Source organism: Stenotrophomonas maltophilia complex sp. Om-AH-Sm3 (assembly GCF_059337855.1).
Genome location: NZ_JBYBLQ010000001.1, coordinates 444,778 through 471,731, shown reverse-complemented (window position 1 = coordinate 471,731; position 26,954 = coordinate 444,778). Strand labels below are relative to the sequence as shown.

The 26,954-nt window shown below is 66.2% G+C and carries 24 protein-coding genes; 9 read left to right on the top strand and 15 right to left on the bottom strand.

What is annotated here, in order from left to right; translation table 11 throughout:
* Positions 1 to 73: 73 nt before the first annotated feature.
* The 4 genes from AC10QF_RS02170 to AC10QF_RS02155 form a co-directional block, all read right to left on the bottom strand.
* Positions 74 to 2,266, bottom strand: a complete 2,193-nt coding sequence (locus AC10QF_RS02170; RefSeq protein WP_494541656.1) for a TonB-dependent siderophore receptor — start codon at positions 2,264 to 2,266, stop codon at positions 74 to 76.
* Between the two features lie 355 nt (positions 2,267 to 2,621).
* A complete protein-coding gene (mqo, locus tag AC10QF_RS02165) occupies positions 2,622 to 4,313 on the bottom strand; it encodes a malate dehydrogenase (quinone) (RefSeq protein WP_005415670.1) in 1,692 nt (563 codons plus the stop codon).
* A 193-nt stretch (positions 4,314 to 4,506) separates the two neighbouring features.
* Positions 4,507 to 4,953 carry a GNAT family N-acetyltransferase gene (locus tag AC10QF_RS02160; protein ID WP_494541655.1) on the bottom strand — a complete coding sequence of 149 codons (447 nt, stop codon included), beginning with the start codon at positions 4,951 to 4,953 and terminating at the stop codon, positions 4,507 to 4,509.
* A 183-nt stretch (positions 4,954 to 5,136) separates the two neighbouring features.
* A complete protein-coding gene (locus tag AC10QF_RS02155) occupies positions 5,137 to 6,042 on the bottom strand; it encodes a LysR family transcriptional regulator ArgP (RefSeq protein WP_005415672.1) in 906 nt (301 codons plus the stop codon).
* A 138-nt stretch (positions 6,043 to 6,180) separates the two neighbouring features.
* Here AC10QF_RS02155 and AC10QF_RS02150 point away from each other — a divergent pair, with 138 nt between their 5' ends.
* Together AC10QF_RS02150 and AC10QF_RS02145 are read left to right on the top strand one after the other, a co-directional pair.
* Positions 6,181 to 6,816, top strand: coding sequence for a LysE/ArgO family amino acid transporter (locus tag AC10QF_RS02150; protein ID WP_005415673.1), 636 nt, complete (start codon positions 6,181 to 6,183; stop codon positions 6,814 to 6,816).
* A gap of 163 nt (positions 6,817 to 6,979) precedes the next feature.
* Positions 6,980 to 8,968, top strand: coding sequence for an alpha/beta hydrolase family protein (locus AC10QF_RS02145; RefSeq protein ID WP_111175498.1), 1,989 nt, complete (start codon positions 6,980 to 6,982; stop codon positions 8,966 to 8,968).
* A 56-nt stretch (positions 8,969 to 9,024) separates the two neighbouring features.
* Here the strand turns inward: AC10QF_RS02145 and AC10QF_RS02140 are convergent, their stop codons facing one another.
* Positions 9,025 to 10,779, bottom strand: coding sequence for a peptide MFS transporter (locus AC10QF_RS02140; RefSeq protein WP_111175496.1), 1,755 nt, complete (start codon positions 10,777 to 10,779; stop codon positions 9,025 to 9,027).
* Positions 10,780 to 10,858: 79 nt separating this feature from the next.
* Positions 10,859 to 12,007: an acetyltransferase domain-containing protein gene (locus AC10QF_RS02135; protein ID WP_111175494.1), complete on the bottom strand. Its 1,149-nt coding sequence runs from the start codon at positions 12,005 to 12,007 to the stop codon at positions 10,859 to 10,861.
* 199 nt (positions 12,008 to 12,206) lie between these two features.
* Here AC10QF_RS02135 and AC10QF_RS02130 point away from each other — a divergent pair, with 199 nt between their 5' ends.
* The 3 genes from AC10QF_RS02130 to AC10QF_RS02120 all read left to right on the top strand — a co-directional run bounded on the left by AC10QF_RS02130 (position 12,207) and on the right by AC10QF_RS02120 (position 17,868).
* On the top strand, positions 12,207 to 14,171 hold the full coding sequence (locus tag AC10QF_RS02130; protein ID WP_494541654.1) for an OPT family oligopeptide transporter: 1,965 nt from the start codon (positions 12,207 to 12,209) through the stop codon (positions 14,169 to 14,171).
* 233 nt (positions 14,172 to 14,404) lie between these two features.
* On the top strand, positions 14,405 to 16,483 hold the full coding sequence (locus AC10QF_RS02125) for an alpha/beta hydrolase family protein (protein ID WP_069139070.1): 2,079 nt from the start codon (positions 14,405 to 14,407) through the stop codon (positions 16,481 to 16,483).
* 140 nt (positions 16,484 to 16,623) lie between these two features.
* A complete protein-coding gene (locus AC10QF_RS02120) occupies positions 16,624 to 17,868 on the top strand; it encodes a DUF819 family protein (RefSeq protein WP_005415680.1) in 1,245 nt (414 codons plus the stop codon).
* A 71-nt stretch (positions 17,869 to 17,939) separates the two neighbouring features.
* On the opposite strand, the gene AC10QF_RS02115 is transcribed toward AC10QF_RS02120, so the two are convergent.
* Genes AC10QF_RS02115 through AC10QF_RS02095 form a run of 5 tightly spaced genes read right to left on the bottom strand, consistent with a single transcriptional unit; the run spans position 17,940 to position 20,961 of the window.
* The gene (locus AC10QF_RS02115) at positions 17,940 to 18,419 is read right to left on the bottom strand and encodes a hypothetical protein (protein WP_005415681.1); all 480 of its coding nucleotides are present in this window, start codon (positions 18,417 to 18,419) and stop codon (positions 17,940 to 17,942) included.
* Positions 18,420 to 18,465: 46 nt separating this feature from the next.
* The gene (minE, locus tag AC10QF_RS02110; RefSeq protein ID WP_005408532.1) at positions 18,466 to 18,726 is read right to left on the bottom strand and encodes a cell division topological specificity factor MinE; all 261 of its coding nucleotides are present in this window, start codon (positions 18,724 to 18,726) and stop codon (positions 18,466 to 18,468) included.
* A 2-nt stretch (positions 18,727 to 18,728) separates the two neighbouring features.
* Positions 18,729 to 19,538 (bottom strand): septum site-determining protein MinD, encoded by an 810-nt coding sequence (gene minD, locus AC10QF_RS02105; RefSeq protein WP_006424120.1) that lies wholly within the window; start codon positions 19,536 to 19,538, stop codon positions 18,729 to 18,731.
* A 35-nt stretch (positions 19,539 to 19,573) separates the two neighbouring features.
* Positions 19,574 to 20,419, bottom strand: a complete 846-nt coding sequence (gene minC, locus AC10QF_RS02100; RefSeq protein ID WP_111175492.1) for a septum site-determining protein MinC — start codon at positions 20,417 to 20,419, stop codon at positions 19,574 to 19,576.
* Positions 20,365 to 20,961 (bottom strand): GNAT family N-acetyltransferase, encoded by a 597-nt coding sequence (locus AC10QF_RS02095; protein ID WP_111175490.1) that lies wholly within the window; start codon positions 20,959 to 20,961, stop codon positions 20,365 to 20,367. The genes minC and AC10QF_RS02095 overlap by 55 nt, the downstream gene beginning before the upstream one ends.
* 151 nt (positions 20,962 to 21,112) lie before the next feature.
* On the opposite strand from AC10QF_RS02095, the gene AC10QF_RS02090 reads away from it, so the two are divergent.
* The 4 genes from AC10QF_RS02090 to AC10QF_RS02075 all read left to right on the top strand — a co-directional run bounded on the left by AC10QF_RS02090 (position 21,113) and on the right by AC10QF_RS02075 (position 24,735).
* Entirely contained in the window at positions 21,113 to 22,309 is a 1,197-nt protein-coding gene (locus tag AC10QF_RS02090; protein ID WP_111175488.1) for a sensor histidine kinase, read from the top strand.
* Positions 22,309 to 22,950 carry a response regulator gene (locus AC10QF_RS02085; protein ID WP_006424175.1) on the top strand — a complete coding sequence of 214 codons (642 nt, stop codon included), beginning with the start codon at positions 22,309 to 22,311 and terminating at the stop codon, positions 22,948 to 22,950. Before AC10QF_RS02090 ends, AC10QF_RS02085 begins: the two co-directional genes overlap by 1 nt.
* A gap of 235 nt (positions 22,951 to 23,185) precedes the next feature.
* The gene (locus AC10QF_RS02080; RefSeq protein WP_005415686.1) at positions 23,186 to 24,259 is read left to right on the top strand and encodes a polyketide cyclase; all 1,074 of its coding nucleotides are present in this window, start codon (positions 23,186 to 23,188) and stop codon (positions 24,257 to 24,259) included.
* Positions 24,260 to 24,363: 104 nt separating this feature from the next.
* The gene (locus tag AC10QF_RS02075; RefSeq protein WP_061480384.1) at positions 24,364 to 24,735 is read left to right on the top strand and encodes a DUF423 domain-containing protein; all 372 of its coding nucleotides are present in this window, start codon (positions 24,364 to 24,366) and stop codon (positions 24,733 to 24,735) included.
* A gap of 409 nt (positions 24,736 to 25,144) precedes the next feature.
* On the opposite strand, the gene AC10QF_RS02070 is transcribed toward AC10QF_RS02075, so the two are convergent.
* Genes AC10QF_RS02070 through AC10QF_RS02055 form a run of 4 tightly spaced genes read right to left on the bottom strand, consistent with a single transcriptional unit; the run spans position 25,145 to position 26,916 of the window.
* Complete coding sequence (locus AC10QF_RS02070) at positions 25,145 to 25,954, bottom strand: M15 family metallopeptidase (RefSeq protein WP_111175486.1); 810 nt, start codon at positions 25,952 to 25,954, stop codon at positions 25,145 to 25,147.
* Positions 25,955 to 25,963: 9 nt separating this feature from the next.
* A complete protein-coding gene (locus AC10QF_RS02065) occupies positions 25,964 to 26,557 on the bottom strand; it encodes a PH domain-containing protein (RefSeq protein ID WP_111175484.1) in 594 nt (197 codons plus the stop codon).
* Positions 26,558 to 26,560: 3 nt separating this feature from the next.
* Positions 26,561 to 26,740 carry a DUF4177 domain-containing protein gene (locus AC10QF_RS02060; protein ID WP_005415690.1) on the bottom strand — a complete coding sequence of 60 codons (180 nt, stop codon included), beginning with the start codon at positions 26,738 to 26,740 and terminating at the stop codon, positions 26,561 to 26,563.
* The gene (locus AC10QF_RS02055; RefSeq protein ID WP_005415691.1) at positions 26,737 to 26,916 is read right to left on the bottom strand and encodes a type II toxin-antitoxin system antitoxin; all 180 of its coding nucleotides are present in this window, start codon (positions 26,914 to 26,916) and stop codon (positions 26,737 to 26,739) included. The genes AC10QF_RS02060 and AC10QF_RS02055 overlap by 4 nt, the downstream gene beginning before the upstream one ends.
* Between the last annotated feature and the right edge of the window lie 38 nt (positions 26,917 to 26,954).

Here is a 26,954-nt window from a genome sequence, read left to right as displayed (position 1 = left end):
ACGGTGGGTCGTGGCGGAGGGCGTGCCGACCAACGGTCGGCACCCACCAGGCACCCACCGGTTCGCAGGTGGCTCAGAACTTCCAGCGCAGGCTGGCCGACACGAAGCGTGGCTCGCCGTAGTTGTTGTAGTCCAGGTTGGCCCAGTAAGTCTTGTCCAGCGCGTTGCGCACGCTCAGCGTCGCGGTCCAGTTGTCGCTGATGCGGTAGTTGGCATTGAACTGGACCAGCGAATACGCTGGCTGGTTCACCGTTACCGTGCCGCCCAGCGGGTAGGCGATGTTGTAGCCCTGCACCTTGCTTTGCCACTGCAGGCCACCGCCAACGCTCAGGCGTTCCAGCGCACCGCGCAGCTGCAGCTGGGTGTTGAGCTGCAGCAAATCCTTGGGCGGGTTGGCGTACAGCAGGTCGGTGGCGGCGCGGGTGACCTTGACGTGGGTGTAGCCGGCATTGACCGTCCAGCCCGGCAGGATCTCGCCGTTGATGTCCATCTCCCAGCCACGCGCCTTGGTACCGTTGACGCCGATGTAGGCCGAGGTGCCGTCGCTGAGCGAACCCTCCGGCACACCCATGTCACGCACCGCGTAGTTGTCCTGCTTGGCCTCGAACACAGCGGCATTTGCGGTCAGGCGGCCATCGAACCACTGCGTCTTGATGCCCGCTTCCAGGTTCGAGCCCTGCACCGGCGCCAGCAGGTTCTCGTTGCGGTCCTTGTAGTTCTGCGGATTGAAGATCTCGGTGTAGCTGGCATAGGCCGACACGTTCGGGGTGATCTCGTAGACCAGGCCCACGTACGGAGTGACTTCATCGCTCACCTTGTACGCACCGCTGGTGCCGGTATAGGCGCCGGTGGCGTTGTAGGAGCGGGTGAGGGTTTCCCAGCGGCTCAGGCGTGCACCGGCAATCAACGACAGCGGATCGGCCAGGTGCAGGCGGGTGGCCAGATAGACGCCGCTCTGCGTGGTCTTCGCTACGCGGCGTGCGCCGGTGCGGGTGTAGGTCACCTCGGAAATGTCGCCGTTCCAGGAGTACACATTGGGGATGTAGTAGCAGCGCTCACGCCCGCAGGTGGCCCAGTCGCCCGGGAAGTTCAGCGACACGGTATTGGTGGTGCCTTCCAGGTCCGACCACTGGGCGCCGATCGTGAGGTCGTGGTCGCGGCCGAACAGCGGGAAGCTGCCGGTCAGGTAAGCATCGACATTGCGGCGGGTGTCCTTCGAATCACCGGCGGCGGCACGCAGGTAGATGCCCGAGCCGGTCGCCGGGTCCGGGTTGCCGGTGCCGTACAGGCGCACGTTCTGCACGTTGCCGCGGGTGTAGGCGGTGTTGATCTTCAGCAGCCAGTTGTCGCCGAAACGCTGTTCCAGGTTGGCGAAGGCGGTGTTGCTCTCGCGCTTCCAGTAGCTCCACTTCGGCGACAGGTTGGTCGAACGCGGCAGATGGGCGAAATTGCCCTGGTTGTCGAAGAACGGCACGGTGCCCCAGGTCGAACCGGTCGGGTTGTTGTCCTGGGTCTGGTAGCCGAGGGTGAGCGTGGTGCTGTCGGTGACATCGCCTTCCAGCACCGCCATGCCGGCCATCTTGTTCTCGTCGTAACGGTCGTAATACAGGCCACGATCGGTGTAAGCGGCGACCACACGGCTGCGGAAACGGCCATCATCGGTCAGCGGCGCGGTCACGTCGGCTTCCATGCGGCGGAAGTCCCAGCTGCCGGCGCTGACCGCGAATGACGCGTCGAATTCCTTGCCGGGGCGCTTGCGCAGCAGGTTGACCGTGGCCGACGGCACGCCAGCGCCACTGAGCAGGCCGTTGGCACCGCGAATCACTTCGATGCGGTCGTAGAAGGCGGTGTCGTATTCCTGGTTGGTGGAGCCGCTGTAGGTGGGGATGCCGTCGACCTGGAAGTCGGTGATGGCGAAGCCGCGCGCGTAGTACAGCGGGCGCTGCGTGTCATAGAAGGACACGCTGACGCCGGTCACGTTGCGCATCACATCGTTGATGCTGAACAGTGATTCGTCCTGCAGGCGCTGCAGGCTGATGGCGGTGGCGGACTGCGGGGTTTCCTGCAGGGTGATCGGCAGGCGCGTGGTGCTGGCCGGCGGAGCGGACTGCTCGGCCCGGACGCTGACCCGGTCCAGGGTCTTGGCGTCGCCGGCGGCATCGGTGGCGGCGAACGCGGCGGGCGTGGTCAGCAGGGTCAGCGACGAAAGCAGGGCAGCCGGCAGCAGCGCGCGGCGGGGCAGGCGGTTACGGACAGGCAGGGGCATGGTGGGCTCGAGGCTTGGAAACGGGGGAAGGGCGGCAACAGTCGTCCAGCACCCGGGGCGGCGGCTTCGGGCACGGTCAGGTCCATCTGGAGCGGCGCGATCACTGCGCAGGGTGCAAATGTAAATAATTCTTAACAACATTACAATTCGCGTCACTGCGCAGGGGCTTCCCGGCGCAGAGCGGTGGCGGGCTGGGGTCGGATCCCGTTGCTGCAGGCAATGGGCTCTGACCCCATCATCGACGCCCAATCGCAGGTCAGAGCCCTCCCGTGCGGGAGGGATTCGACCCACCTCGCACAAAAACAAACGGCCACCCGAAGGTGGCCGTCCGTCTGCATCGAAGGAACGCGCGGGCTTACAGCGCCTGCAGTTCCTCATTGGCATTGCGCTTTTCCTTCGCCGGTGCCGGAGCCGCAGCGGCCGGAGCCGGCACCGCCGCGTTCGCATCCACCGGCACCTCCAGGTACGGCAGGTGCAGGGTCTGGCTGGTGAGCGTACGGATCTCGTTGACCAGTGCGGCGCTGTCGTTGAGCTTGCGCCCGTACGACGGCACGATCTCGCGCAGGCGGGTTTCCCAACCGGCCTTCATCTGGTCCGGGAAGGCCTTGGCCATCAGGTCCAGCATGATCGGCGGCGAGGTCGACGCGCCCGGCGACGCGCCGAGCAGCGCGGCGATGGTGTGGTCCTTGTCGGTCACGATCTCGGTACCGAACTGCAGCACCGGGCCCTTCAGCGGATCGCGCTTGATGATCTGCACGCGCTGGCCGGCGGTGACCAGCTTCCAGTCACCCGGCTTGGCATTGGGGAAGTACTTGACCAGTTCGGCCTGGCGGTCGGCATCGTTCAGGCGCGCCTGGCCCATCAGGTACTGCACCAGGTCCAGGTTGTCCTTGCCCACTTCCAGCATCGGGCCAACGTTGTTGTGGGTCACCGAGGAATACAGGTCCCACCACGAGCCGTGCTTGAGGAACTTGGTGCTGTACAGCGCGAACGGCCCGAACAGGACCACCGGCTTGCCGTCCAGCTTGCGTGCATCCAGGTGCGGCACCGACATCGGCGGCGAACCGGTTTCGGCCATGCCGTAGGCCTTTACGCCATGGCGCGAGGTCACGTCCTGGCCCTGGAAGGCGAGGAACTGGCCACCGACCGGGAAGCCTGCGTAGTCCTTCGATTCCGGAATGCCCGACATCTGCAGCAGCTTCAGCGCGGCGCCGCCGGCACCGATGAACACGAAGCGGGTGTGAGTGGTGGTTTCGGTGCCGGCCTTGAGATCCTTCACCGTGACGTTCCAGCTCTTGTCGGCGTTCTGCCGCAGGGCGGTCACTTCATGGTTCAGGTGCAGGCTGAAGTTCGGGCTGCGCTGCAGGCCGGCGGTCAGCTGGCGGGTGATCACACCGAAGTTGACGTCGGTACCGAGCGGCATCCAGGTCGCGGCAACCTTCTGCTTCGGGTCACGGCCTTCCATCAGCAGCGGGGCCCACTGCTTGATCTGCGCCGGATCCTCTGAGTACTGCATGCCGTAGAACAGCGGGTTCTTCACCAGGGCCTGCTGGCGCTTGTGCAGGTAGGCGATGTTGTCATCGCCCCAGACGAAGCTCATGTGCGGGGTCGGGTTGATGAAGTCGCTGGGCTGGCTCAGCCGGCCTTCCTTCACCTGGTGCGACCAGAACTGGCGCGAGACCTCGAACGATTCGGCGATGCCGACCGCGCGCTTGGTCTCGATGCTGCCGTCGGGCAGTTCCGGGGTGTAGTTCAGTTCGGCGAACGCCGAGTGGCCGGTGCCGGCGTTGTTCCAGCCATCGGAGCTTTCACCGGCGACGCCGTCGAGGCGTTCGTAGACCTGGATGTTCCAGTCCGGCTGCAGTTCCTGCAGGTAGGTGGCCAGGGTGATGCTCATGATGCCGGCGCCGACCAGCACAACATCGACGGGCTTGTCGTTGCTGGCGGCGGGCACGGAGCGCTGGGTCAGCGGCCAGTACAGGAACAGCGCGGCGGCCAGCAACAGCAGCACGAGCAGGGCGAGCAGGGCCTTGCCAAATTTCTTCATGGGGGCGGGATCGTTGGCGGAGGGGAAGGGGTCAGGATGCGCGTGGGGCAGGGAAAGGGCGTGAAGAAACAACGCCTTGCAACATCCTGGCGCGATTCTAGCCGGTTCCGGTCCTTTTTTGATGCAACGCAGCATCCGACCTTTCGCGGCCCCGTCACCCATAGCGCCAGGTCATGCCTGGCGACGCCTTCAATCAGACCAGCTCCAGAATCTCGTCGCCTGCCTCGTCGACTTCGCCGGTAGGGCGCCAGCCCAGGCGGCGGTAGAAGCCGTGCGAGCGCGAACGCGGGTCGGCCGAGCAGGCCAGGAACAGCCGCTGGTGGCCGGCATCGCGGGTCAGGCTGACCACGTCCTGCAGCAGCTGGCGGCCGATGCCGCGGCCCTCGTAGTCCGGCAGCAGGGCAAGCACCAGCACCTCGCCGCTGTCACGATCGGCGAAGCAGTAACCGGCCATGCGCTCGCCGTCCCAGGCGACGCGGCCGATCGAATCGCCCTGGGCGATGCCGACTGCCCAGCTGTCCTCGGTGATGCCCAGTTCTGCCAGCTGGGCCGCACTGAAGGCGTTCTCGCGGGTGCGCCCGCGCAGGTCGATGCAGGCGGCGGCATCTTCGGGGCGGGCGTCGCGGACGAATACAGGCATGCAGGGCATCCTTGCAGTGATCGGCCGACCAGTATCCGCATCACGCATGGACCTGGTGTGGAGCTTACGTGGAGATCCGATGGAGCAAAAAAGGGGACGGAGGGGATTAAGTCGTTTAAGACCCAAACGACATCCGGGGCAAAGACGACTTAATCCCCTCCGTCCCCTTTTTCCCGCTGGGCGTCAGCGCTTGCGCCGGATCAGCGCGGAGGACGCATCCAGTACCGCGCGGGTCAGCAGGGCCATGGTCTGCACGTCGCCCTTCCAGTGCTGCCAGTACAGCGGCACGTCTTCCCACGCGCGCTGGCGCACGTAGACCAGGCGGCCTGCGTCCAGGTGCCGCTTGACCAGCGGCAGCGGGTTCATGGTCCAGCCCAGTCCGCCGAGGTTGGCCTGCACGAAGGCGCGGGTGGAGGGGATCCACCAGGTCGGTGCGGTGCTGGGCAGGTCGTCGCCGGCCATGCGCCGGGCGAAGCGCGACTGCATTTCGTCCTTGCGGTTGAACACCAATACCGGCGCCTGTGCCAGCGCCTGCGCGGTCACGCCCTTGGCGAAGTGGCGCTCGCGGAACTCGGGGGTACAGGTGGCGGCGTAGCGGATGCTGCCCAGCGCATGGATCTGGCAGCCCTGCACCGGCTCGTCCAGCGTGGTCACTGCGCCCAGCACCGTGCCCTGGCGCAGCAGTTCGACGGTGTGGTCCTGGTCTTCCACGCGCAGGTCCAGGGTGGTGCCGGTGGTCTGCGCGAACTGGTAGGCGGCCTGCGGAAACCAGGTTTCCAGGCTGTCGTGGTTCACCGCCACCGGGATGCTGGCCTGGGGCAGATCCTCATCGGCCAGGCCCATCCGGTGCAGCGCATCGTGTTCGAGCAGGGCGGTCTGCTCGGCCAGCTGCACCAGCAGCTGCCCCTCGGCGGTGGCCGTGGCAGGCGTGCCGCGCTTGACCAGCAGGCGGCCGATCCGGTCCTCCAGTGCCTTGACCCGCTGCGAGATGGCCGAGGGCGTGACATTCAGCGACTGCGCGGCGCGGTCGAAGCTGCCTTCGCGGATCACCGCGGCCAGGGCGCGCAGCTGGGCATGGTCGATACGCATCGAATTAAGCTCCGCTAATGTTGATTTAGGAAGTTTAGCTCGTCTTTTCCATGTTGCGGCGCGACAATGGCGCCCGTTCCGGTGCTGTCCGCCTTCGCGAGGCACCGTCCCCCCAAGCAATACAAGGCAGTGAATCCCATGTTCTCGGTCATCTCCGCCAGCACCGGCCTCGGTGCCTGGTTCTCTGGTGCAGCCACCGGCATCGGCCTGTTCGCGGTGGTCGGCGCCCAGAGCGCCTTCATTCTGCGCCAGGGCATCCTGCGCAAGCACATCGTGCCGGTGGTCGCCACCTGCGCGGCCATCGATGCCATCTTCATCTTCGCCAGCGTGGCCGGCCTGCGCACGCTCACCTCGGCGCTGCCGTGGCTGACGACCGCCGTGCTGTGGACCGGTGTCGCGTTCCTGGCCTGGTATGCGATGAAGTCGGCACGCCGTGCGATCGCCGGGGGTGGTGGCATGGGCGAGGCCGACAGCGATGACGGCAGCCGCCGCGCGGTGCTGATGGCCGCGGTCGGCTTCTCGCTGATCAACCCGCACTTCTGGCTGGACATGATGGTGATCGGCTCGATCGCCGAGAACTTCGGCAACGCCCGCATGGCCTTCGCCGCCGGTGTGGTCACCGCCAGCTGCCTGTGGCTGACCGCGCAGGGCCTCGGGGCCCGCCTGCTGGCGCCGCTCTTCACCAAGCCCAGCACCTGGCGCGTGCTCGACGGCACCATCGCCGTGATCCTCAGCATCCTGGCCCTCATGTTGGCGGTGCGCGGGGTCCACTGACCCGGCGCACGCCCCCCGAACCCACGTCCTGACTCTCTCTCCAAGGTAGTGGCAACGACGGCACCGGCAACGGTGCCGTCGTCTTTTCCGGCTCTGGCGGGAAAGGCATGGCCCTGCCTAGAATCGGCCACCAGGACAAGGTGTCCACAGGAGCAGGGGAAGGATGCACAAGACCATTCTGGCGGCCGCACTGGCCGTCATCGGGGGCGTTGCCGCAGGCAGCGCGGGGGCGGTGGACCTGGCGCAGTACCTGCGCCGGGAGACCTTCACCGACATCAAGATCTCGCCGGGGGGCGAGTACGTGGCGGCAACGGTGCCGAAGGAAGACAGCACCGCGATCGCGATCCTGCGGTTGAAGGACAAGCAGCTGGTCGGCAGTTTCTGGCCACCCAGCCGCAACCACGCGCAGGAATTCGACTGGGTCAGCAACGAGCGCCTGTTGATCGGGCTGGCCCAGAAGTGGGGCTCGCTCGACCAGCCCAATCCCACCGGCGAACTCTATGCCATCGACGCCAATGGCAACCGTGGCGAGCTGCTGGTCGGCTATCGCGTCGAAAGCAAGGGCCCGGGGACCCGCATCCAGCCGAAGAAAGTCGAAGCCGTGGCCGCCTTCCTGGCCGACGACCTGCCGGGTGACGAGCGCAACGTGCTGGTGACCGTATGGCCGCTGGCCGAGGATCCATTCACCCGCGTCGATCGCATGGATGTGACCACCGGTCGTCGCTCGCGGGTGGCGTCTTCGCCGGTACGGCGCGGTGAGTTCACCACCGACGGCGCCGGCGAGGTCCGCTTCGTGCACGGCTCGGGCAGCGACAACATCAACAAGCTGTATTTCCGCGAACGCAGTGGCGACAGCTGGAAGCTGATCAATGATGAGGCAGTCAGCAAGCGCATCGAAACCGCCCTCGGCTTCTCGGCCGATGACAGCCTGGCCTACCTCAACGTCGAGCAGACCCAGGGCCCGGATGCGATCGTCAGCTGGAACCCGCAGACCGGCGAACGCGCGACGCTTCTGCGCGACGAGGTGGTCAATCCGTACCGCATCATCCACCGGCCCGGCACCCATGTGCCGGTAGGCGCGCTGTACCTGGGTGACAAACCGCGCACGCGCTTCTTCGATGAAGGCTCGGCCGATGCGCGCCTGTACCGCAGCCTGGAAGCCGCCTTCGGAGGGCCCGTCTACATCACCTCCAGCACCCGCGATGGCCGTGTCGTGCTGGTGGAAACCTGGTCGGGCTCGAACCCAGGCGATTTCTATGTGTACGACACGGTGGCGCGCAAGGCCGATCACCTGATCAGCCGCAGCGACTGGATCGACGTGGACCGTAGTGCCAGCGTGAAGCCGATTGCACTGAAGGCGCGCGACGGGCTGCCGCTGCATGGCTTCCTGACCCTGCCGGCCGGCAGCGACGGGCGCAACCTGCCGATGGTGGTGATGCCGCATGGCGGCCCGTTCGACATCTTCGATTCCGGCCAGTACGACCGCGAAACGCAGATGCTGGCCGCGGCCGGTTATGCCGTGCTGCAGGTCAACTTCCGTGGTTCGGGCAACTACGGCCGGGCCCACACCCAGGCCGGGGCGCAGCAGTGGGGCGCGGCGATGCAGGACGATGTCACCGATGCCACCCGCTGGGCAATCAGCGAAGGCATCGCCGACGGCCGTCGCATCTGTATCTACGGCGCCAGCTACGGGGCCTACTCGGCGATGATGGGTGCCGTCCGCGAACCCGGGTTGTATCAGTGCGCGGCGGGCTACGTCGGGGTCTACGACCTGCCGATGATGTACACCCGTGGCGACATCCAGGACCGGGGTTCAGGCGTGACCTATCTGCGCGAATGGCTGGGGGATCCGGCCAAGCTGGGTGCGGTGTCGCCGGTGAACATGGCCGAACGGATCAAGGTGCCGGTGTTCCTGGCCGCCGGTGGCGAAGACAAGCGCGCGCCGATCCAGCACACCGAGCGCATGGAAGCCGCGCTCAAGCGCGCCGGCACGCCGGTGGAAAGCCTGTACTACAAGACCGAAGGCCACGGCTTCTACACCGAGGCCCATCGCAGCGAGTACTACGACAAGCTGCTGGCCTTCCTGGCGCGCAGCCTGGGCGGCAAGACTGCGACGACCGCGCCCGCGACCGGCAAGGACCAGGCGCCCTGAGCTGACAGGGCGGTGGATGATCATTCCGCCGCCCTGGTTTTCCGCAAGCGCGGGGGTTACTTCACCCCGTGCATCATCTTCTTCAGCAGCGGTGCGGCGATGAAGGCCGCCAGTGCGCAACCCAGGCCGATCCACATCAGCAGCCAGAACAGGTGCGCATAGGCGCCGGCTGCGGCCACCATGTCCAGCGATTCGCCTTCCGGCACCTCGATCGCGGCCAGCTTGCCGAACAGCGCGGCCAGCGTCTCCGAGAATGCGGTGGCCAGGAACCAGGTGCCCATCATCAGGCTCATCACCCGCGGCACGGCCAGCTGGGTCACTGCCGACAGGCCGACCGGCGACAGGCACATCTCGCCGCTGGCCAGCAGGAAGTAGGCCAGCACCAGCCACCACACGCTGGCCATCTCGCCAGTGGCGCCCACCTGCTGCGCCGCCAGTGCCAGCGGTACGAACGACAGTGCGCCGATCACCAGGCCCCAGGCCGACTTCACCGGCTTGCCCGGCTCCCAGCCGCGGCGGTCCATCCACGTCCACAGCGCGGCGAATGCCGGCGCCAGCAGCACCAGGAACAGGCCGCCGAGATAGGTGAGCGAGCCGGCGGTCTGCGGGATCACCAGGCAGTCGCGCACCAGCAGCACCAGCATCAGCACGACAATGGCGGCGAAGAACGTGCGCGGCGCAGACGAGCCCGGGCGGCGCTCGGACAACCGCGCGCTGATCACGAAGCCCAGCGGTGCCAGCAGCAGCGAGATGATCGACCACGGCAGCGGCGTGCCGCCGGTGATCACTAGCGAGGGCACGATGTCCTTGGTCAACAGGCGGTCGGTGAAGGTCACCCACGAGCCGTAGGACTGCTCGTACATCGTGAAGAACACCAGCGCCATGAAGATCAGCACCATCAGCGCGATCATCTGCTGGCGCTGCACCGGCGTGCATTTCGTGCCGGTGAACCAGGCGAACCAGACCAGCACGCCGCCGAGCACCACCAGCATCAGCATCAGCGCCAGGCTGATTTCTCCGCCCAGCGCGAACGCGCCGTTGCCGGCAGCCCACATCAGCCACGCCACCGGCAGCACACCCAGCACCGCGCACAGATAGATGAGCCATTCGCGTGGCAGGCCCAGCACCTTCTGCTTCAGCGCGGCCGGTTGCGGTGGTTCGGCGTGGCCCTGCAGGTACTTCTGGCCCCACAGGAACATCGCCAGACCGGCCAGCATGCCGATGCCGGCAGCACCGAACCCATACTTCCAGCCATAGGCCTCACCGAGGAAGCCACACACCAGCGAAGAGAACAGCGCGCCGAGGTTGATGCCGGCGTAGAACAGCGAGAAGCCCGAGTCGCGACGGGGGTCGTCCTTGGCGTACAGCTTGCCGACGATGGTGGAGATGTTTGGCTTCAGGAAGCCGACGCCCATGATGATCAGCGCCAGGGACAGGTAGGTCACCGCCAGTGCGGAGGTGTCGCGCACCACTTCGCCGTTCACCCGGTACGCGGCGTGGCCCTCGAAGGCCATGCCGAGGTGGCCGAGCACCAGCAGGATGCCGCCGAACAGCACCGCCCGGCGCATGCCCAGCCAGCGGTCGGCCAGCATGCCACCGAACACCGGGATGCAGTACACCAGGCCGCCATAGGCACCGAGCAGGTCCAGGCCGGCCTTGTCGCCGAACAGGTGGTACTTGGTCAGGTACAGCAGCAGCAGCGCCTTCATGCCGTAGAAGGAGAAGCGCTCCCACATTTCGGTGAAGAAGCAGACGTAGACGCCCTTGGGATGGCCCAGGAAGTCGTCGGAAGCGATAGCGGTGGAATTCATCGCGGAATTATAGGCCTGTGACCTGATCCGCTTTCAGTAGATCCACGCCATGCGTGGATTGCCGGACTGGCCTGGGCGATCACAGGTATCGCAACCACGGCAGATCGCGCCTTCGCGCTTTGAACCGCGCGAAGGCCCGCGTCGGCGGATACAGCACCACTGCCAGTACACAGGCCACCAGCAGCAGGCCGCTGACCGAATCCAGGGCATACAACCCGCCATGGGTCGGCCCCCAGGCCGCCAACGCAGCCAGGTACAGCCCCTTCAGCACATACAGGTGCAGCAGGTAGAAGAACATCGGTGCGGCGCCGATATCGGCCAGCGGGCGTAGCGCGCGCGCAAGTGGTGGCCATTCGTAAAGGCGCAGCAGCACCAGGCCAGCGCCGAGGGTCAGCAGCAGGAACTGCAGCGACGGCGGGTATTTGGTGACGTTGAAGATGCTCAACCACGTGCGCAGCGTAGTGGTCTGGTACGACCAGGGCGCATCCCCATACTGGTTGGCGAACCGCAGCAATGCGAACAGGGCCAGCGCGCCGACGCCTGTCCACAGCAGCCAGCGCTGGCGTTGCTCCAGTGCGCGCCCGCGGGCGAACCAAGGCCCCATCAGATAGCCCAGTGCGATCACCCCGATCCACGGCAGCACCGGATAGGAGGTGCGCAGGCGCAGCGCGCCAGCCTCGATCCAGTCGCGCTGATGCAGCACTTTCCACAGCACCGCCAGCAGGCCATTGCCTTGCACCCGCATGCCGTCGAACAGGTTGTGCCCGGCCACCACCGCGATTGCCAGCATCAGCAGGGCCGGGCGTGGCAGCCATAGCAGCCCGGCCAGCGCGATCATGCTCAGTCCGATGGCCCAGATCACCTGCAGGTACAGCGTGTCCGGCGGCAGCTGGAAGGTCCAGGCGAAGTTCACCAGGGTCAGTTCCAGCACGACAAGGAACAGCCCGCGCTTGAGCAGGAACGCGGCTGTGGCCCGGCGCGGATCCGCCTGGCGCTGGCCGTACAGCCAGGCCGACAGGCCGGTCAACAGGACGAACACGGGCGCGCACAGGTGGGCCAGCAGGCGGCAGGCGAACAGCGCAGGAGAGACTGTCGCTGCATCCATCGGGTCGCTCACCTGGTGCTGCAGGAAGAAGGTCTCGCGCACGTGGTCCAGCAGCATCAGCAGCATCACGGTGCCGCGCAGCTGGTCGATGGAGGCCAGGCGAGGGGAGGGGGAAGGGGGCATGCGATGCAGTAAGAACAAGGTAGCATTAAGATATAACATATCATTTGCGGTACGCCCATCCGGACTTGCCGGGTCGGTCGATTGCCGGGCCACGTGTTGGCCCGTTGCGCTGCAGCGCACGCCCCCATCCTTTGGCACGCTGGACTTGATCTGCCCTGAACGCTAGCGTGACAGGGATTTTTTGCCAGCAGGGGCTTCCATGAACCACGACGCTGCGCCCAAGCAGCTCACCTTCCGCGCAGTGGCCCTGGCCATCGTGCTGGCGGTGGTGCTGTCGGCCGCAAACGCCTACCTCGGCCTGTTCGCAGGCCTGACCATCGCCACCGCCATTCCCGCCGCGGTGATTTCCATGGGCGTGCTGCGCCTGCTGGGCGGTGGCTCCATCCTTGAAAACAACATCGTGCAGACCGGCGCTTCGGCCGGTTCGTCGATCGCCGCCGGCGTGATCTTCACCATCCCCGCGCTGGTGATCATGGGCTACTGGCCGGACTTCAAGTACTGGTGGGTGCTGGGCATCGCCGGCCTGGGCGGCCTGCTGGGCGTGCTGTTCTCGGTGCCGCTGCGCCGTTCGATGATCGTTGAAGACCCGCTGCCGTTCCCGGAAGGCAAGGCGGCGGCGGAAGTGCTCAAGGCCGGTGAGAACCCGGGTCCGGGCCTGAAGATCCTGGGCCTGTCGGCGGTGATCGGCGCCTTCGTCAAGCTGGCCGCGGAAAGCGGCATGCGCCTGATCCCGGACGCCTGGGCCACCTCGGCCTATGTCGGCAGCTCCAAGGTCACCGCCTTCATCGGCACCAACCTGTCGCCTGCACTGCTGGGCGTGGGCTACATCGTCGGCCTCAACGTCGGCATCGTGGTGGTGTCCGGCTCGATCCTGACCTGGCACATCGCCATTCCGATCTACCAGGCGTTCTTCATGAACACCGATCCGGCGCTGGCCGCATCGGTTGCCGCAGCTTCCTCCACCGAGGCCGCGTTCGCCATTTGGGGCGCGAAGATGCGCTACCTGGGCGTTGGTGCGATGCTGATCGGTGGCATCTGGACCCTGATCTCGCTGCGCAAGTCGCTGCTCAACGGCGTCAAGAGCGGCTTCGCCGCGGCCCGTAAGAGTGGCGGCCCGGTGCTGGCGCATACCGAGCGCGACCTGCCGATGAAGTGGATGCTGGTCGCCCTGGTGGCGTTCGTGCTGCCGCTGCTGGCCCTGTATCAGGCCATCGTCGGCCAGTGGCACGTGTCGATCCCGATGACCCTCATCATGATCGTCGCCGGCTTCCTGTTCGTCTCGGTCTCGGCCTACCTGGCCGGCCTGATCGGTTCGTCCAACAACCCGGTCTCGGGCATCACCATCTCCACCATCCTGTTCGCCTCGGCCGTGCTGGTCGTGCTGCTGGGCGCTGACGGCCTCAAGCCGGTCGGTGCCGGCGGGGCGCCGCTGGGCGCGGTGGCCGCGATCATGATTGGCGCGGTGGTGTGCTGTGCCGCCGCGGTCGGTGGTGACAACCTGCAGGACCTCAAGGCCGGTTACATCGTCGGTGCCACCCCGTGGAAGCAGCAGCTGATGCTGGGCATCGGTGCGTTCTCGTGCGCACTGATCATGGCCCCGGTACTGAACCTGCTGGCCACTGCCTACGGCATCGGCGTGAAGTCCGAGCTGCACCCGAAGGCGCTGGCTGCGCCGCAGGCCAACCTGATGGCCTCGGTGGCCAAGGGCCTGTTCGGTGGTGAACTGCCGTGGACCTTCATCGGCATTGGTGCTGTGGTCGGCGCTGCCATCATCGCCTTCGACAGCTGGCTGAAGTCCCGCAACGCGCGCTTCCGCGTGCCGGTGCTGGCCGCCGCCATCGGCATCTACCTGCCGCTGGAACTGATGGTGCCGATCTTCCTCGGCGGCCTGATCGCCCATCTGGTCGAGCGCTTCCACAAGGTGCGCGCCGATGACGAAGAAGGCCGCGACCGCGTGCACAAGCCGGGCGTGCTGTTTGCCGCCGGCCTGATCACCGGTGAGGCACTGATGGGCATCGCCATCGCGATTCCGATCGTGGTCAGCAGCCGCGCCGACGTGCTGGCGGTGCCGTTCCACCTGCCGGGCGCACAGTGGATCGGCCTGGCCGTGCTGTTCCTGGTCGGCTGGCTGATCTACCGCACCGGCAAGTACGCCAAGGCGTGAGCAATGGGGTCGGACGCCTTCCCGCAGGGAAGGGCTCCGACCCCGCGCTGACGGCGTCTGGGGTCAGAGCCGATTCCGCCGGAATCGGATCCGACCCCGGCGTCCCCACAAACCCCGCTTCGGCGGGGTTTGCTGTTTCTGGCGATTGCCCGCCTGCAGCCATGACCGATGGCCTTGGCAGCCCCGGCCATGCGGGCCTACCATCGGTTTTTTGCCGTCCTGCGGAGACCCCGATGAAACTGCGTCATGCCCTGCTGCCACTGAGCCTGCTGGCCGCCCTGCCCAGCGTCGCCGCTGCCCGTGGCCTGGAAGTCCGCGACATGGTGGCCATGGACCGCGTCTCCGCACCGGTATTGACCGCTGACGGCGGCACCGTGGTGTTCGCCAAGCGCAGCGTGGATGCCAATCTCAAGGCCTCCACCGCGCTGTACGCGCGCAACCTGCGCACCCGCGACGCAGCGCCGCCGAAGCAGATCACCCCGGCCGGCTGGAACGTCAATTCCGCTTCGCTGTCGGCCGATGGCCAGACCGTGTATTTCCTCAGTGCCAGGAACGGCAGCCAGCAGCTGTACGCGCAGCCGATCAGCGGCGGCACGCCGCGCCAGCTGACCGACTTCCCGGTCGACGTGGACAGCTACCGTGTGTCGCCGCAGGACGACCGCGTGTTGTTCAGCGCCGGCGTGTTCCAGGCGTGCGCCTCGGACCTGGCCTGCACCGAGAAGAAGCTGAAGGAAAAGAAGGACGCCAAGGCCAGCGGCCAGGTGTGGGATTCGCTGTTCGTGCGCCATTGGGACACCTGGAACGACGGTCGCCGCAACACCCTGTTCGTCGCTCCGCTGCCGGCAGCCAAGGCCGGTGTGGTCAAGGGCGCTTCGGCGCTGAGCGCGACCATCGATGGTGATGCGCCGTCCAAGCCGTTCGGCGGCAATGACGACTTCGTTTGGTCGCCGGACGGCGCCAGCGTGGTGGCCAGCATCCGCGTGGCCGGCAAGCAGGAGCCGTGGTCGACCAACTTCGACCTGTACCGCTTCGACGCCGCCGGCAAGCAGGCGCCGGTCAACCTGACGGCCTCCAACCCGGCCTGGGACGCCGGCCCGGTGTTCAGTGCCGACGGCAAGACGCTGTTCTACCGCGCGATGAAGCGCCCGGGCTTCGAGGCCGACCGCTTCGGCCTGATGGCGATGGACGTTGCCAGCGGCAAGACCCGCGAGATTGCCCCGCAGTGGGATCGTTCGGCCGGTGGCATCACCCTGTCCGCCGACGGCGCCAGCATCTACACCACCGCCGACGACCTCGGCGAACACCCGCTGTTCCAGATCGACGTGGCCAGCGGCAAGGCCACCAAGCTGATCGGCGACGGCAGCGTGACCGCGGTCGACGTGGCCGGCAACAGCGTGGCGATCACCCGCAACAGCCTGAAGAGCAACGACCAGGTGCTGGTCGGCCTGCTGCCGGCCGCGGGCGAAGCCATCGGCGAACTGCGCGCGCTGACCCCGGCCGCAGGCGAGGTGCTGAAGGACGTGTCCTTCGGCGACTACGAGCAGTTCGAGTTCAAGGGCTGGAACAACGACACCGTGCACGGCTACGTGGTCAAGCCGCACAACTACCAGGAAGGCAAGTCCTACCCGGTGGCGTTCCTGATCCACGGCGGCCCGCAGGGCAGCTTCGGCAATGGCTGGAGCTACCGCTGGAACCCGCAGACCTACGCGGGCCAGGGCTACGCGGTGGTGATGATCGACTTCCACGGCTCCACCGGCTATGGCCAGGCATTCACCGATGCGATCAGCCAGCACTGGGGCGACCGCCCGCTGGAAGACCTGCAGAAGGGCTGGGATGCGGCACTGAAGAAGTATTCCTTCCTCAACGGTGACAAGGCCTGCGCGCTGGGCGCCAGCTACGGCGGCTTCATGGTCAACTGGATCGCCGGCAACTGGAACGGCCCGTTCAAGTGCCTGGTCAACCACGACGGCGTGTTCGACCAGCGCATGATGGGCTACGCCACCGAAGAACTGTGGTTCACCGAGTGGGAGCAGGGCGGCACGCCGTACCAGAAGGCCGCCAACTACGAGAAGTTCAACCCGGTCAACCACGTGGCGGACTGGAAGAAGCCGATCCTGGTCATCCACGGCCAGCAGGACTTCCGCATTCCGGTCGAGCAGGGCCTGGCCGCGTTCACCGCCGCCCAGCGCCAGGGCATCGAATCGAAGTTCCTGTACTTCCCGGATGAAAACCACTGGGTGCTGAAGCCGAACAACAGCATCCTGTGGCATGACACCGTCAATGCCTGGCTGAAGCAGCACATCGGCAATTGATGATTGCAGCGCCGCCCTTCGGGGCGGCGCTTTTGTTTCACCCTCTGCTTTACCGGTGGGTGCCGACCGTTGGTCGGTGCACCTTCCGGATCTGCCGCCAACAGCAGCCGGCCAGCGGCCGGCTCTACCAGAGCGCCTGCATGCCTTCGACTGCCCTGATCCAGAACGACATCGTCGTCTTCGGTTTGATCGCCGCCACCCTTGGCGCCGTGTTCTGGACCGCCTCGCGAGAGCAGGGCCTGTGGAAGCGCGTCTACACCTTCGTGCCGGCCCTGCTGCTGTGTTACCTGATTCCCGGCATCTACAACACTGTGGGCCTGATCGACGGGCAGAACACCCGGCTCTACAACCCGATCGCGCGCGACATCCTGCTGCCGGCGGCGCTGATCCTGCTGACCCTTGCGGTCGACATCAAGGGCATCCTGCGGCTTGGCCCGAAGCTGGTGCTGATGTACCTGGGTGCCTCGGCCAGCATCATGCTCGGTGCGGTGGTGGCGTTCCTGCTGATGCGTGCCGTGCATCCGGAAACCGTGGCCGGAGACACCTGGGCCGGCATGGCCGCGCTGGCGGGCAGCTGGATCGGCGGCGGCGCCAACATGCTGGCGATGCGTGAAGTGTTCGACGTCAATGCGACCACCTTCGGACAGTTCGCGGTGGTCGACGTCGGGGTCGGCTACGTATGGATGGCCGCGCTGATCTTCCTGGCCGGGCGCGCGGCGAAGATCGACGCGCGCAGTGGCGCCGATACCTCGGCCATCGATGAGCTGAAGGAGCGCATTGCGCGCTTCCAGGCCGAACACGAACGCATTCCCAGCCTGACCGACCTGATGCTGATCGTGGCGGTGGCCTTCGGCGGTGTCGGCCTGGCTCACGCCATTGGCGCACCGCTGGCGGCGTGGTTCAAGGCGAATGTCAGCTGGGCTGCGCAGTTCAGCCTGGACGCGCCGTTCGTGTGGGTGGTGGTGCTGTCGACCACGCTCGGCCTCAGCCTGAGTTTCACCCGTGCGCGCAACCTGGAAGGCGCGGGCGCATCGCGCCTGGGCTCGCTGCTGCTGTACTTCCTGATCGCCTGCATCGGCATGCAGATGGATCTGCTGGCGCTGCTGGACCGCCCGTGGCTGTTCCTGCTGGGCATCATCTGGATCAGCGTGCACATCGTGCTGCTGTGGTGCCTGGGCAAGCTGCTGAAGGTACCGTTCTTCTATTTCGCCATCGGTTCGCAGTCGAACATCGGTGGCCCAGCCTCGGCGCCGGTGGTGGCCGCGGCGTTCCATCCGGCCCTGGCGCCGGTCGGCGTGCTGCTGGGGACGATGGGCTATGCCACCGGCACGTACCTGGCCTACATCGTCGGCATCACCCTGCGCGCGCTGGCCGGGCAGGGCTGATACGGTGATGGGGTGATGGGGTCAGATCCCTTTTGCGACGCAAAAAGGATCTGACCCCGGTTCCCGGTGAATCACGCCACCGGCAATCCGCGTTCGATCAACCACGCCTTCGCGTCTTCGGCGTCCTGTTCAAACCACGCCTGGGTAGATCCCAGCCGATACGTATATCCCCACGCATCCATGTCGGCCATCAGCCGCTGGCTGCCGACACCGGGCAGCTGCCCGGCCAGCACGATCTGCAGGTAGCAGGTCGCGTCTTCCTCGGCCACCGAGTCGGTGGCATCGGTGTGCACCTGCGCACGCCGCTCCGGCGGCAGTACGATCAGGTGGCAGGCCTCATGCAGCATCGAGTGCACGGGCGTGTCATCGCGTACGTACACGTTGCTGGCGATGATGCCGGCCTCTGGCTCGCCCCAGTAACTGCCGGGAATCGGTTCGCCGGGCGCCACGTGGTGCAGCCGAAGGCCATGCGCGGCGAGCAGGCGCTGCGCGTCGGCGAAGGCGATGTCGCCCACGCAGGTGATGTCCACGGCGGTTGTCGTATCGGTCATGCGGGTCAGACAGCCCCGCCCATGCAGGCACGGGCGGGGCAGGGGATCAGGGCTTGTCCGGACCTTCGGGCAGCGCCACGGAAATGTCCAGCACGTCGTGCTGGCCATCCTTTACCAGGTCGACCTTCACCGCATCGACGTCGATGTTCACGTACTTCTTGATCACTTCCAGCAGCTCGCGCTGCAGCAGCGGCAGGTAGTCCGGGCCACCACGGTGGCTGCGTTCCTGCGCGATGATGATCTGCAGGCGGTTCTTGGCGGTTTCGGCGGTGGTCTTCTTCGCTTTGAGGAAATCAAACAGGCCCATGCTTACCCTCCGAACAGCTTGCTGAAGAAGCCCTTCTTCTCGACGTTGGTGAAGCGCATCGGGCGTTCTTCGCCGAGGATGCGCGCGACGGCGTCTTCATAGGCCTGGCCCGCAGCGGATTCGACATCCAGGATGACCGGCTCGCCCTTGTTGGAGGCGTTGAGCACGTCGCCCGACTCAGGAATCACGCCGATCGCCTTCAGGCCGAGCACTTCCTCGACGTCGGCGATGCTCAGCATCTCGCCGCTTTCCACGCGCACCGGGGTGTAGCGGGTCAGCAGCAGGAAGGCCGGCACGTCCTGGCCGGACTCGGCCTTGTGGGTCTTCGAGTCGAGCAGGCCGATGATGCGATCGGAGTCGCGGACCGACGACACTTCCGGGTTCACCACCACCACCGCACGATCGGCGAAATACATCGCCAGGAAGGCACCCTTCTCGATGCCGGCCGGGGAGTCGCAGATGATGTAGTCGAAACCGTCGGCGGCCAGGTCCTTCAGGACCTTGCCCACGCCTTCCTGGGTCAGTGCGTCCTTGTCGCGGGTCTGCGAGGCGGCCAGCACGTACAGGTTGTCAAAGCGCTTGTCCTTGATCAGGGCCTGCTTGAGGGTGGCTTCGCCGTGCACGACGTTGACGAAGTCATACACCACGCGGCGTTCGCAGCCCATGATCAGGTCGAGGTTGCGCAGGCCGACGTCGAAGTCGATCACCGCCACCTTCTTGCCGCGCCGAGCCAGGCCGCAGGCCAGGCTCGCGCTGGAAGTGGTCTTGCCGACGCCGCCCTTGCCGGAGGTGACTACGATGATTTCAGCCAAAGGACTTCTCCTGATGATTCTGTTTGGGGGCTGCGTCAGTCCAGCGCAGCGATCTTGATCTGGTCCTGTTCCAGCCAGACCTGCACGGCCTTGCCGCGCAGGTTGTCCGGGACATCGTCCAGTACCTTGTAATGGCCGGCAATGGCGACCAGTTCCGCATGGAAATCACGGCAGAAAATGCGTGCCGCAGTGTTGCCCTGGGCCCCTGCCAGCGCGCGGCCGCGCAGGGTGCCGTAGATGTGGATGCTGCCATCGGCAATGACCTCGGCGCCGGCGCCGACGGTGGCCATCACGGTCAGGTCGCAGTTCTCCGCGTACAGCTGCTGGCCCGAACGCACGTTGCCCAGCTGCATGCGGCCCGGCTTTGGTGCAGCCGCGTCGGCCACCTTGGCCACCGGCGTTGCCGGGGCCGGCTTCGGTTCGGCACGGGCTGCGCGGCGCGGCTCCGGTGCAGGCGGCGGCGGGGCCGGTTCGGCCTCGGCACGCTCGTACTGCGCTCGGAACTTGGCCAGCAGCGGCAGGCCGAGCTGCTGCGAGAGCAGATCGATCGCGTTGGTGCCATAGGCAAGCGCCACCGGCAGCACGCCGGCGCTGCGCAGGCCATCGACCAGCGCCTGCGCGGTGGCCACATCCGGCACCTGGCTCAGGCCGCCGAAGTCGAGGATCACCGCGGCGCGGCCGAACAGCTTCGGGGCGCGGGTCACGCGCTCGCGCATTTCCTGCACGAGGCGTTCGACATCAAGGGTACGGATGCGCAGGTTGGCGATGCCCACCTGGCCGATCTTCAGTTCACCGGCCTGTTCGTAATCGAAATTCACCGCCACGCTCAGGTCCCCGTCGGCCGCTGTGCCTGCGCCGGCAGCTGCCGTGCGCGTGTCCATGCCACTTCCGGCAGCTTGCCGCCGTAGGTCTCCTTGACCCAGGGGTAGCTGCACAGTTCCTTGGCCAGCATGCTGGCGCGCACATCGACCTGCGGCATCGTGTTCTGGCCCAGCTCGCGGAAGCCGAAGCTGCCGTGGAAGAGCAGGGCGGCATCGGCGCCATGGTCGAGGAAGACTTCGCAGGTCATCTGCGGGTAGCGCAGTTCGGCGAAGCTCTGCGCGTCGGCATAGAACGCACGGCCGACGCCGCCGCCACGACGGCGGCTGGCGACCACGATGCGGTCGATATAGAAGAACGGGGTGTCCAGCTGCTGCTTGAACCAGGCGAAATTGCTGCTGTCGTGCTGGCTGTCGCTGCCAAAGCCGATCAGGAAGCCGGCCAGGTTGCCGTCGCGCTCGGCGACGCGGAAGTATTCAGCGGTTTCATAGAACAGGCGCAGGCGGGCCGCATCCAGGGGAAGGATGGCCAGGCCAGCATTGTTGTTCAAAGCCAGGACGGAATCGAGCTCGTGCTCGCGCACGTCGCGGATGACAATCGACATTGTGACTCCGTGGGGTAACGCGGTTGGTCCATCAAGGGACCCTGCGCACGATTATTGCATGCCCGGGGTGGGCTGCGGCATGAACAGGCGACTGCAGGGGCATGACTTCCGTGGGAGTGCGCGACGCAGGCCGGGCCCGTAGAGTGCTGGCATGTTGGGAGTCCTCAGCCATACCCGCGTCCTCCGCCTGGCCGGCCTGTTCACCTGGGTCATGGTCGGCCTGCCGCTGGCGTACTCGCAGTTCGAGAACCTGCACAGCCGCGCTGACATGGGCGGCTGGGCGATCCTGCTGTTCGTCGCCTACCTGTCCTTCGGCACGGCCTACTACTGGCTGACCCGCATCCTGCGCAGCGACAGTCACACCAGCTGGCTGGACCGCGGCCTGCTGCTGTTGCTGACGGTCTCGGCGCTGGGGGTCAGCTTCCTCAGCGGGTCGGGCCTGGGCAGCATCCTGATGATGGTGGCCGCCGGGGTCATTCCGTGGATGCTGTCGGTACGGCTGGGGGTGCTGTGGCTGCTGGTCAGCCAGCTGGCCGTGGCTCCGGTCTACTACATGCTGCTGCGCTTCCCGCTGTTCGAAGCGGTGATGCAGTCGCTGCTGTACGGCGGCTTCTCCATGTTCATCTTCGTGACCAGCCTGGTTGCGCGTCAGCAGACCGAGGCCCGCGACGAGCAGCGCCGGCTCAATTCAGAGCTGCGCGCCACCCGCGCCCTGCTGGCCGAGAGCGCGCGGGTCAACGAGCGCACCCGCATTTCGCGCGAACTGCATGACCTGCTGGGCCACCAGCTGACCGCGCTGACCCTGAACCTGGAGGTCGCCGGGCACCTGGCCGAGGGCCAGGCCCTGGATCACGTGAAGCGCTCGCACGCGCTGGCCAAGCTGTTGCTGGGCAACGTGCGCGAGGTCGTGAGCCAGCTGCGCGAGACCGGCGCGATCGATCTGGCCGCGGCCCTGCGCCCGCTGACCGAGAACGTGCCCTCGCTGGACATCCAGCTGCAGATCGAGGATCCGCTGAACGTGGAGGACCCGCAGCGGGCCCACGTACTGCTGCGCTGCACCCAGGAGATCATCACCAACGCGGTGCGCCATGCCAGTGCCCGCCACCTGTGGATCAAGGTGTACCGTGAAGCCCCCGATCGGGTGGTGGTCGAGGCCCGCGACGACGGCGTCGGCGCGGATATGGTCAATGTGGGCAATGGCTTGCGCGGCATGCGCGAGCGCCTGCAACAATGTGGTGGCCAGCTGCAGATCGAAACCCGCCCCGGTGAGGGTTTCCGGCTGCGGGCGACGGTGCCGGCAACGGTGCTGGTGGCGGCCCTTACCAAGGTTCCTGAAGGAGTGCGTTGATGATTCGCGTCTGCCTGGTCGACGACCAAACCCTGGTGCGGCAGGGAATCCGCTCCCTGCTGGCGCTCGACGACGGCATCGAGGTGGTGGCCGAGGCCGGCGACGGCCGGCAGGCGGTCGAGCTGATCCCCCAGGTACGCCCCGACGTGGTGCTGATGGACATGCGCATGCCGGTGATGTCGGGGCTGGAGGCCCTGCAGGTGCTGTCGAGGCAGGAACAGCTGCCGCCGACCATCATCCTCACCACCTTCGACGACGACCAGCTGGTGCTGGCCGGGCTCAAGGCCGGTGCCAAGGGCTACCTGCTCAAGGACGTCACCCTGGCACAGCTGGTCGGTGCCATCCGCACCGTGGCCGACGGGGGATCGCTGGTGCAGCCGGCGGTAACCCAGCGCCTGCTGTCCGGCCTGGAGCACATGCGCAATGAATTCGTCAGCCTGGACCGCCCGGACCCGCTGACCGACCGCGAGACCGAGATCCTGCGGCTGATGGCCAGTGGCTTCTCCAACAAGGAGATCGCCAATTCGCTGGGCGTCGCCGAGGGCACCATCAAGAACCACGTGTCCAACATCCTTTCCAAGCTGGGTGTGCGCGACCGTACGCGTGCCGTATTGAAGGCGTTCGAACTCCAGCTGGTCTGAGAAAAAATCTTTCAAGTACAAAGACTTGGGTCGTGGTCGGGGGTTTCCGCCAAGGTTGCCCCCTACTTGCCGGGTAGCGGTATGCGTTACCCTTCGAATCCTTTGTCCATACAAATACGCAGCCGGCAGGGAAACCGGTGCGCCAATCCCGATAAACAATGCCCGCGAAGCCTGCTAGGATTGGCGCTTCGCTTCAATCAACCCGGCCGTGGGATCGGCCCCGGAGACTCTCTGAATGACCCGTATTATCGAGTTCCTGATCGCCTTGGGGATCGTGGCTGGCCTGTTCGTCATCATTGGCGTATGTCTGCCGGGCGAGCGTCACATCACCGAAAGCATCGAGACCAACCGCAAGATGACGATCGTGTACGACACGGTCAGCAGCCTGCGCCGCTTCAAGGACTGGAACCCGCTGGTACTGCGCGATCCCGCCGTTGACCTGAAGCTGTCCGGCCCGGCCTCGGGTGTCGGTGCCACCCTCGACTTCACCTCCAAGGACCTGGGTACCGGTTCCTGGAAGATCACCGAAGCCGAAGAGAACAAGCGTGTTGTGATCGCCATCGAGGACGCCACCAAGGGTCACGACAAGGTCACCACCTTCAACCTGGAGCCGACCGGCAAGGGCGGTCGCAACGTCAAGATCACCCAGGACTACTCGGTGAAGTACGGCTTCGACCTGTTCGGCCGTTACGCCGGCCTGTATGTCAGCCGCCAGATCGGCGATGACATCAAGATGGGTCTGTCGCGCATGGCCAACATGCTCGCAACCGTGCCGAACGTGGACTACCGCACGCCGGAAGCCCCGCTGACCGACCTGGCCATCGTTGAAGTGCCGGCCGAGAACCTGCTGGTGGTCAACGCCGGCAACGTGGACCGCGGTCAGGACACCATCACCAAGTCCATCAAGGACAACCAGGAGTGGATCAAGCGCGTGATGGAGGCCAATGGCCTTGAAGCTGCCGGTCCGTTCCGCATCATCACCACCGACTTCGGCCAGGAGAAGTACGCTTTCGACATCGCCCAGCCGGTGAAGAAGAAGGGTGCTGAAGGTGCTGCTGCCGACGAGCTGACCGTCAAGATCGACGGTGGCGCTCCGGTCAAGTACGTGCACGTTGCTCCGCACCGTTCGGCGCATGCGGCCTACACCGGCCACATGGCGGGTCTGGACGTGGCGCGCAACGGCCTGCGTGCCTGGGCCGTGACCTCGGGCAACGAAGTCATCGACCGTCCGTACGAAACCTGGAAGGACGGCATCGACAAGTCGTTCACCCCGGAAGGTACCTACGACATCTACTGGGCCGTCAAGTAATCCCCGGCTGACCCATGTAGTGTTGGACACGAAAACGCGCCGCTCATTGCGGCGCGTTTTTTTTCATCCGGCGCCCGTCAAGGGGCGCTGCGCAAGGAGCCCTCATGTTCAATCTGGAACGTCGCGCACGTAAGCCTTCCCTGCTGGCCTGCCTGGGGGCGCTGTTGGCTGCCGCCTCGATCGGCCTGTCTGCCTATGCATCGCATGGCGTGGCCGACCCGTTGGCGCAGCAGCATCTGAACATGGCGGCGCTGTATGCGTTCGCGCATGGCGCGGTGCTGGTGGCGCTTGGGCCGCGCGCGCAGGGCGCGATCGCACACCTGGCGCTGTACGTGCTGCTGCTGGGTGTCCTGCTGTTTTCCGGCAGCCTGATGGGTGGGGCGTTGTGGCAGTGGCCGACGCGGATGGCGCCGATCGGTGGCACCAGCATGATGGCCGGATGGGTGTTGCTGGCGATCAATGCGTTGAGGCGGTGACGTTCGCAGGGCTGTCGCTCCGATCCATGCCGATGCGATCGTGATGGTTCATGGGCGTTACTTTTCTTTTCGCGCGAAAAGAAAAGTAACCAAAAGAAACGCGCCGCCGGCCGCGAGCCGGTGCTGTGCACCGGTCCCCTGCGCTCCTCGGCCCGTCGAGGGGCGATGCGGAGAGTAGCCGAGCATGGCTCGGCTCTACAGAATCGCAAGCACCTCTTCACCCTCGCCGGACCTGCGGTGCTCGGCTCGCTTGAAGGCGGACCCAACAGCCGCGCGCTGATCCGTTGTAGAGGCTTCGAGCGAAGCGACCGGCTTCTGTCTTTGCCTTCTTGTTCCATCTCGTGGTGGGCGCGCGCGGAATCCGCCCGGGCAGCTCCATGAATTTCGCCTTGCGGTCGCCACGAGGGGCTCAGCCGTTGGCCGGTCTCCAGCACCAGTGCCAGGGTTCGTAGACGATGCCGTGCGGGTTGTCGCGCGGGTAGCTCAGCTGGAAGCCATGCGCGCCGGCATGGGCCTGCAGCCAAGCAAATGCATCGGTAGCGTCGAACGATTCCTCGGCCGGGGCATCGCCCGGCGTGCCGATGTCCAGCGCATGGCCGCTGTGGTGTTCACTGAACCCCGGCGCGGCATTCACCTTCAGGATCTCCGTCACGCTCAGCCCGCGCGCTCGTTTCCGTTCGAAGATGCCCAGCTGGTAGGCATGGCTGCGGAAGCCGGAGATTGCATCCAGTGCGATGCCATCGCGCGCTGCATGCAGGCGCATCCGCCGCCAGCCCTGTGCAGCGCCGCGGCGCAGCCACAGCGGGCGGGCGAAGCGGTCGCGCCCAGCGAAGTGCAGCAGGCACGGTTCGGGTTCCAGCGGCAGGCCGCTGTCGTCGGCATAGCGCTGGGCATCCAGGCCGAGCTGCTGCAGGCGCTGCTGCAGGCCGGCGAGGGGCAGCCACTGCGCTTCCAGATTTGCACCGAATGGCCGGGCCGCGGCTGCATCCAGCAAGGCCAGTGCTTCCTCGGCCCCGGGCTCGCGCGCCAGGCGCGGCACCATGGCGTGCACGCCCTGTTCCACCACCGCCGCCAGGTAACGGCCATCGCACTTGCGCCGCAGCACCCAGTTCGCTCGTGACAGCAGGCGCGCGTCGAGATTGCTGCGCGCACGCAGCAGGTCTGCGGGCCACAGTTCGATGGCTTCGGTATTGATCAGCAGGGGCAGGCGTCGTTGCATCGCCGCAGCTTACTGCCGGGGGCCCGGCACGGCCACCTTGCGCAGTGCTTCCAGCAGCGCCTGTGGCCGATCGAGACTGAGCAGCAGGGCGCTGCCATCGCGGACCGGCAGGGCGAGGACGCGCGCGCGGTTGGTGACCAGCGCGAAGCCCTTGGCACCGCCCTGCAGGCGAAAGTGGCCGGAATAGAAGCCCGGCATTGCGTAGCCGTTGGTCTTGAAGCGGATGCCATAGCGGGGGTCACACTGCAGGTCGACCACCTCGGCCTGGTCCAGCCGCAGCTGCGCCACCGGAACGCGGCGGCGGTACATCGTCGAGCGCACATCCAGCACGTTGTCGGCCAGTTCCACCCGGCGACGGAAGAATGCTGCGCCCAACCCGATGCCGAGTACCGCGATCACCAGCAGACTCCAGGCGGCACTGCCGCCCATCCGGAACCAGGGCGGCGACAGCGTTACTTCGATCCAGGGGGCACTGGCCGGCGCCTTGTACAGCTGCGCATACAAGCAGGCCACGAAGGCGGCGAGCAGGGGCAGCACGATCCACAGCACGCGCAACGGCGAGCTCTCGGCCACCTCGTACTGTTTCGGATCGCTGGCGCCCATGGCTCAGGCCTCCTTCTTGAACACCAGCATCGCCGGGCGCATCGGTGCGGGGATGATGATGTTGACCAGCTCCCAGCCCAGTTGGCCTTGGCGGCTCAGTTCGCTCTGGATGTCCTCGGCCTTGAGCAGGCCCATCATGGACGTCTTGACCTCGATCGTCTGGTAGCTCCAGCGCTTGCTCATTCCTTGTCCTCTGAAGATGGCGTGGGTTTCGGCAGGCGGCCTGCCTTGCGCAGGGCGTCGCGCAGCACATACTCGATCTGCGCGTTGAGGCTGCGCAGCTCGTCATCAGCCCAGCGTTGCGCGGCGGCCAGGACGTCGGCATTGATGCGCAGCGGGTAGGCTTTCTTCTCACTCATGCAAGCTCCTGGCGGGGCGGTGGGGCGCCCCGTTGCGA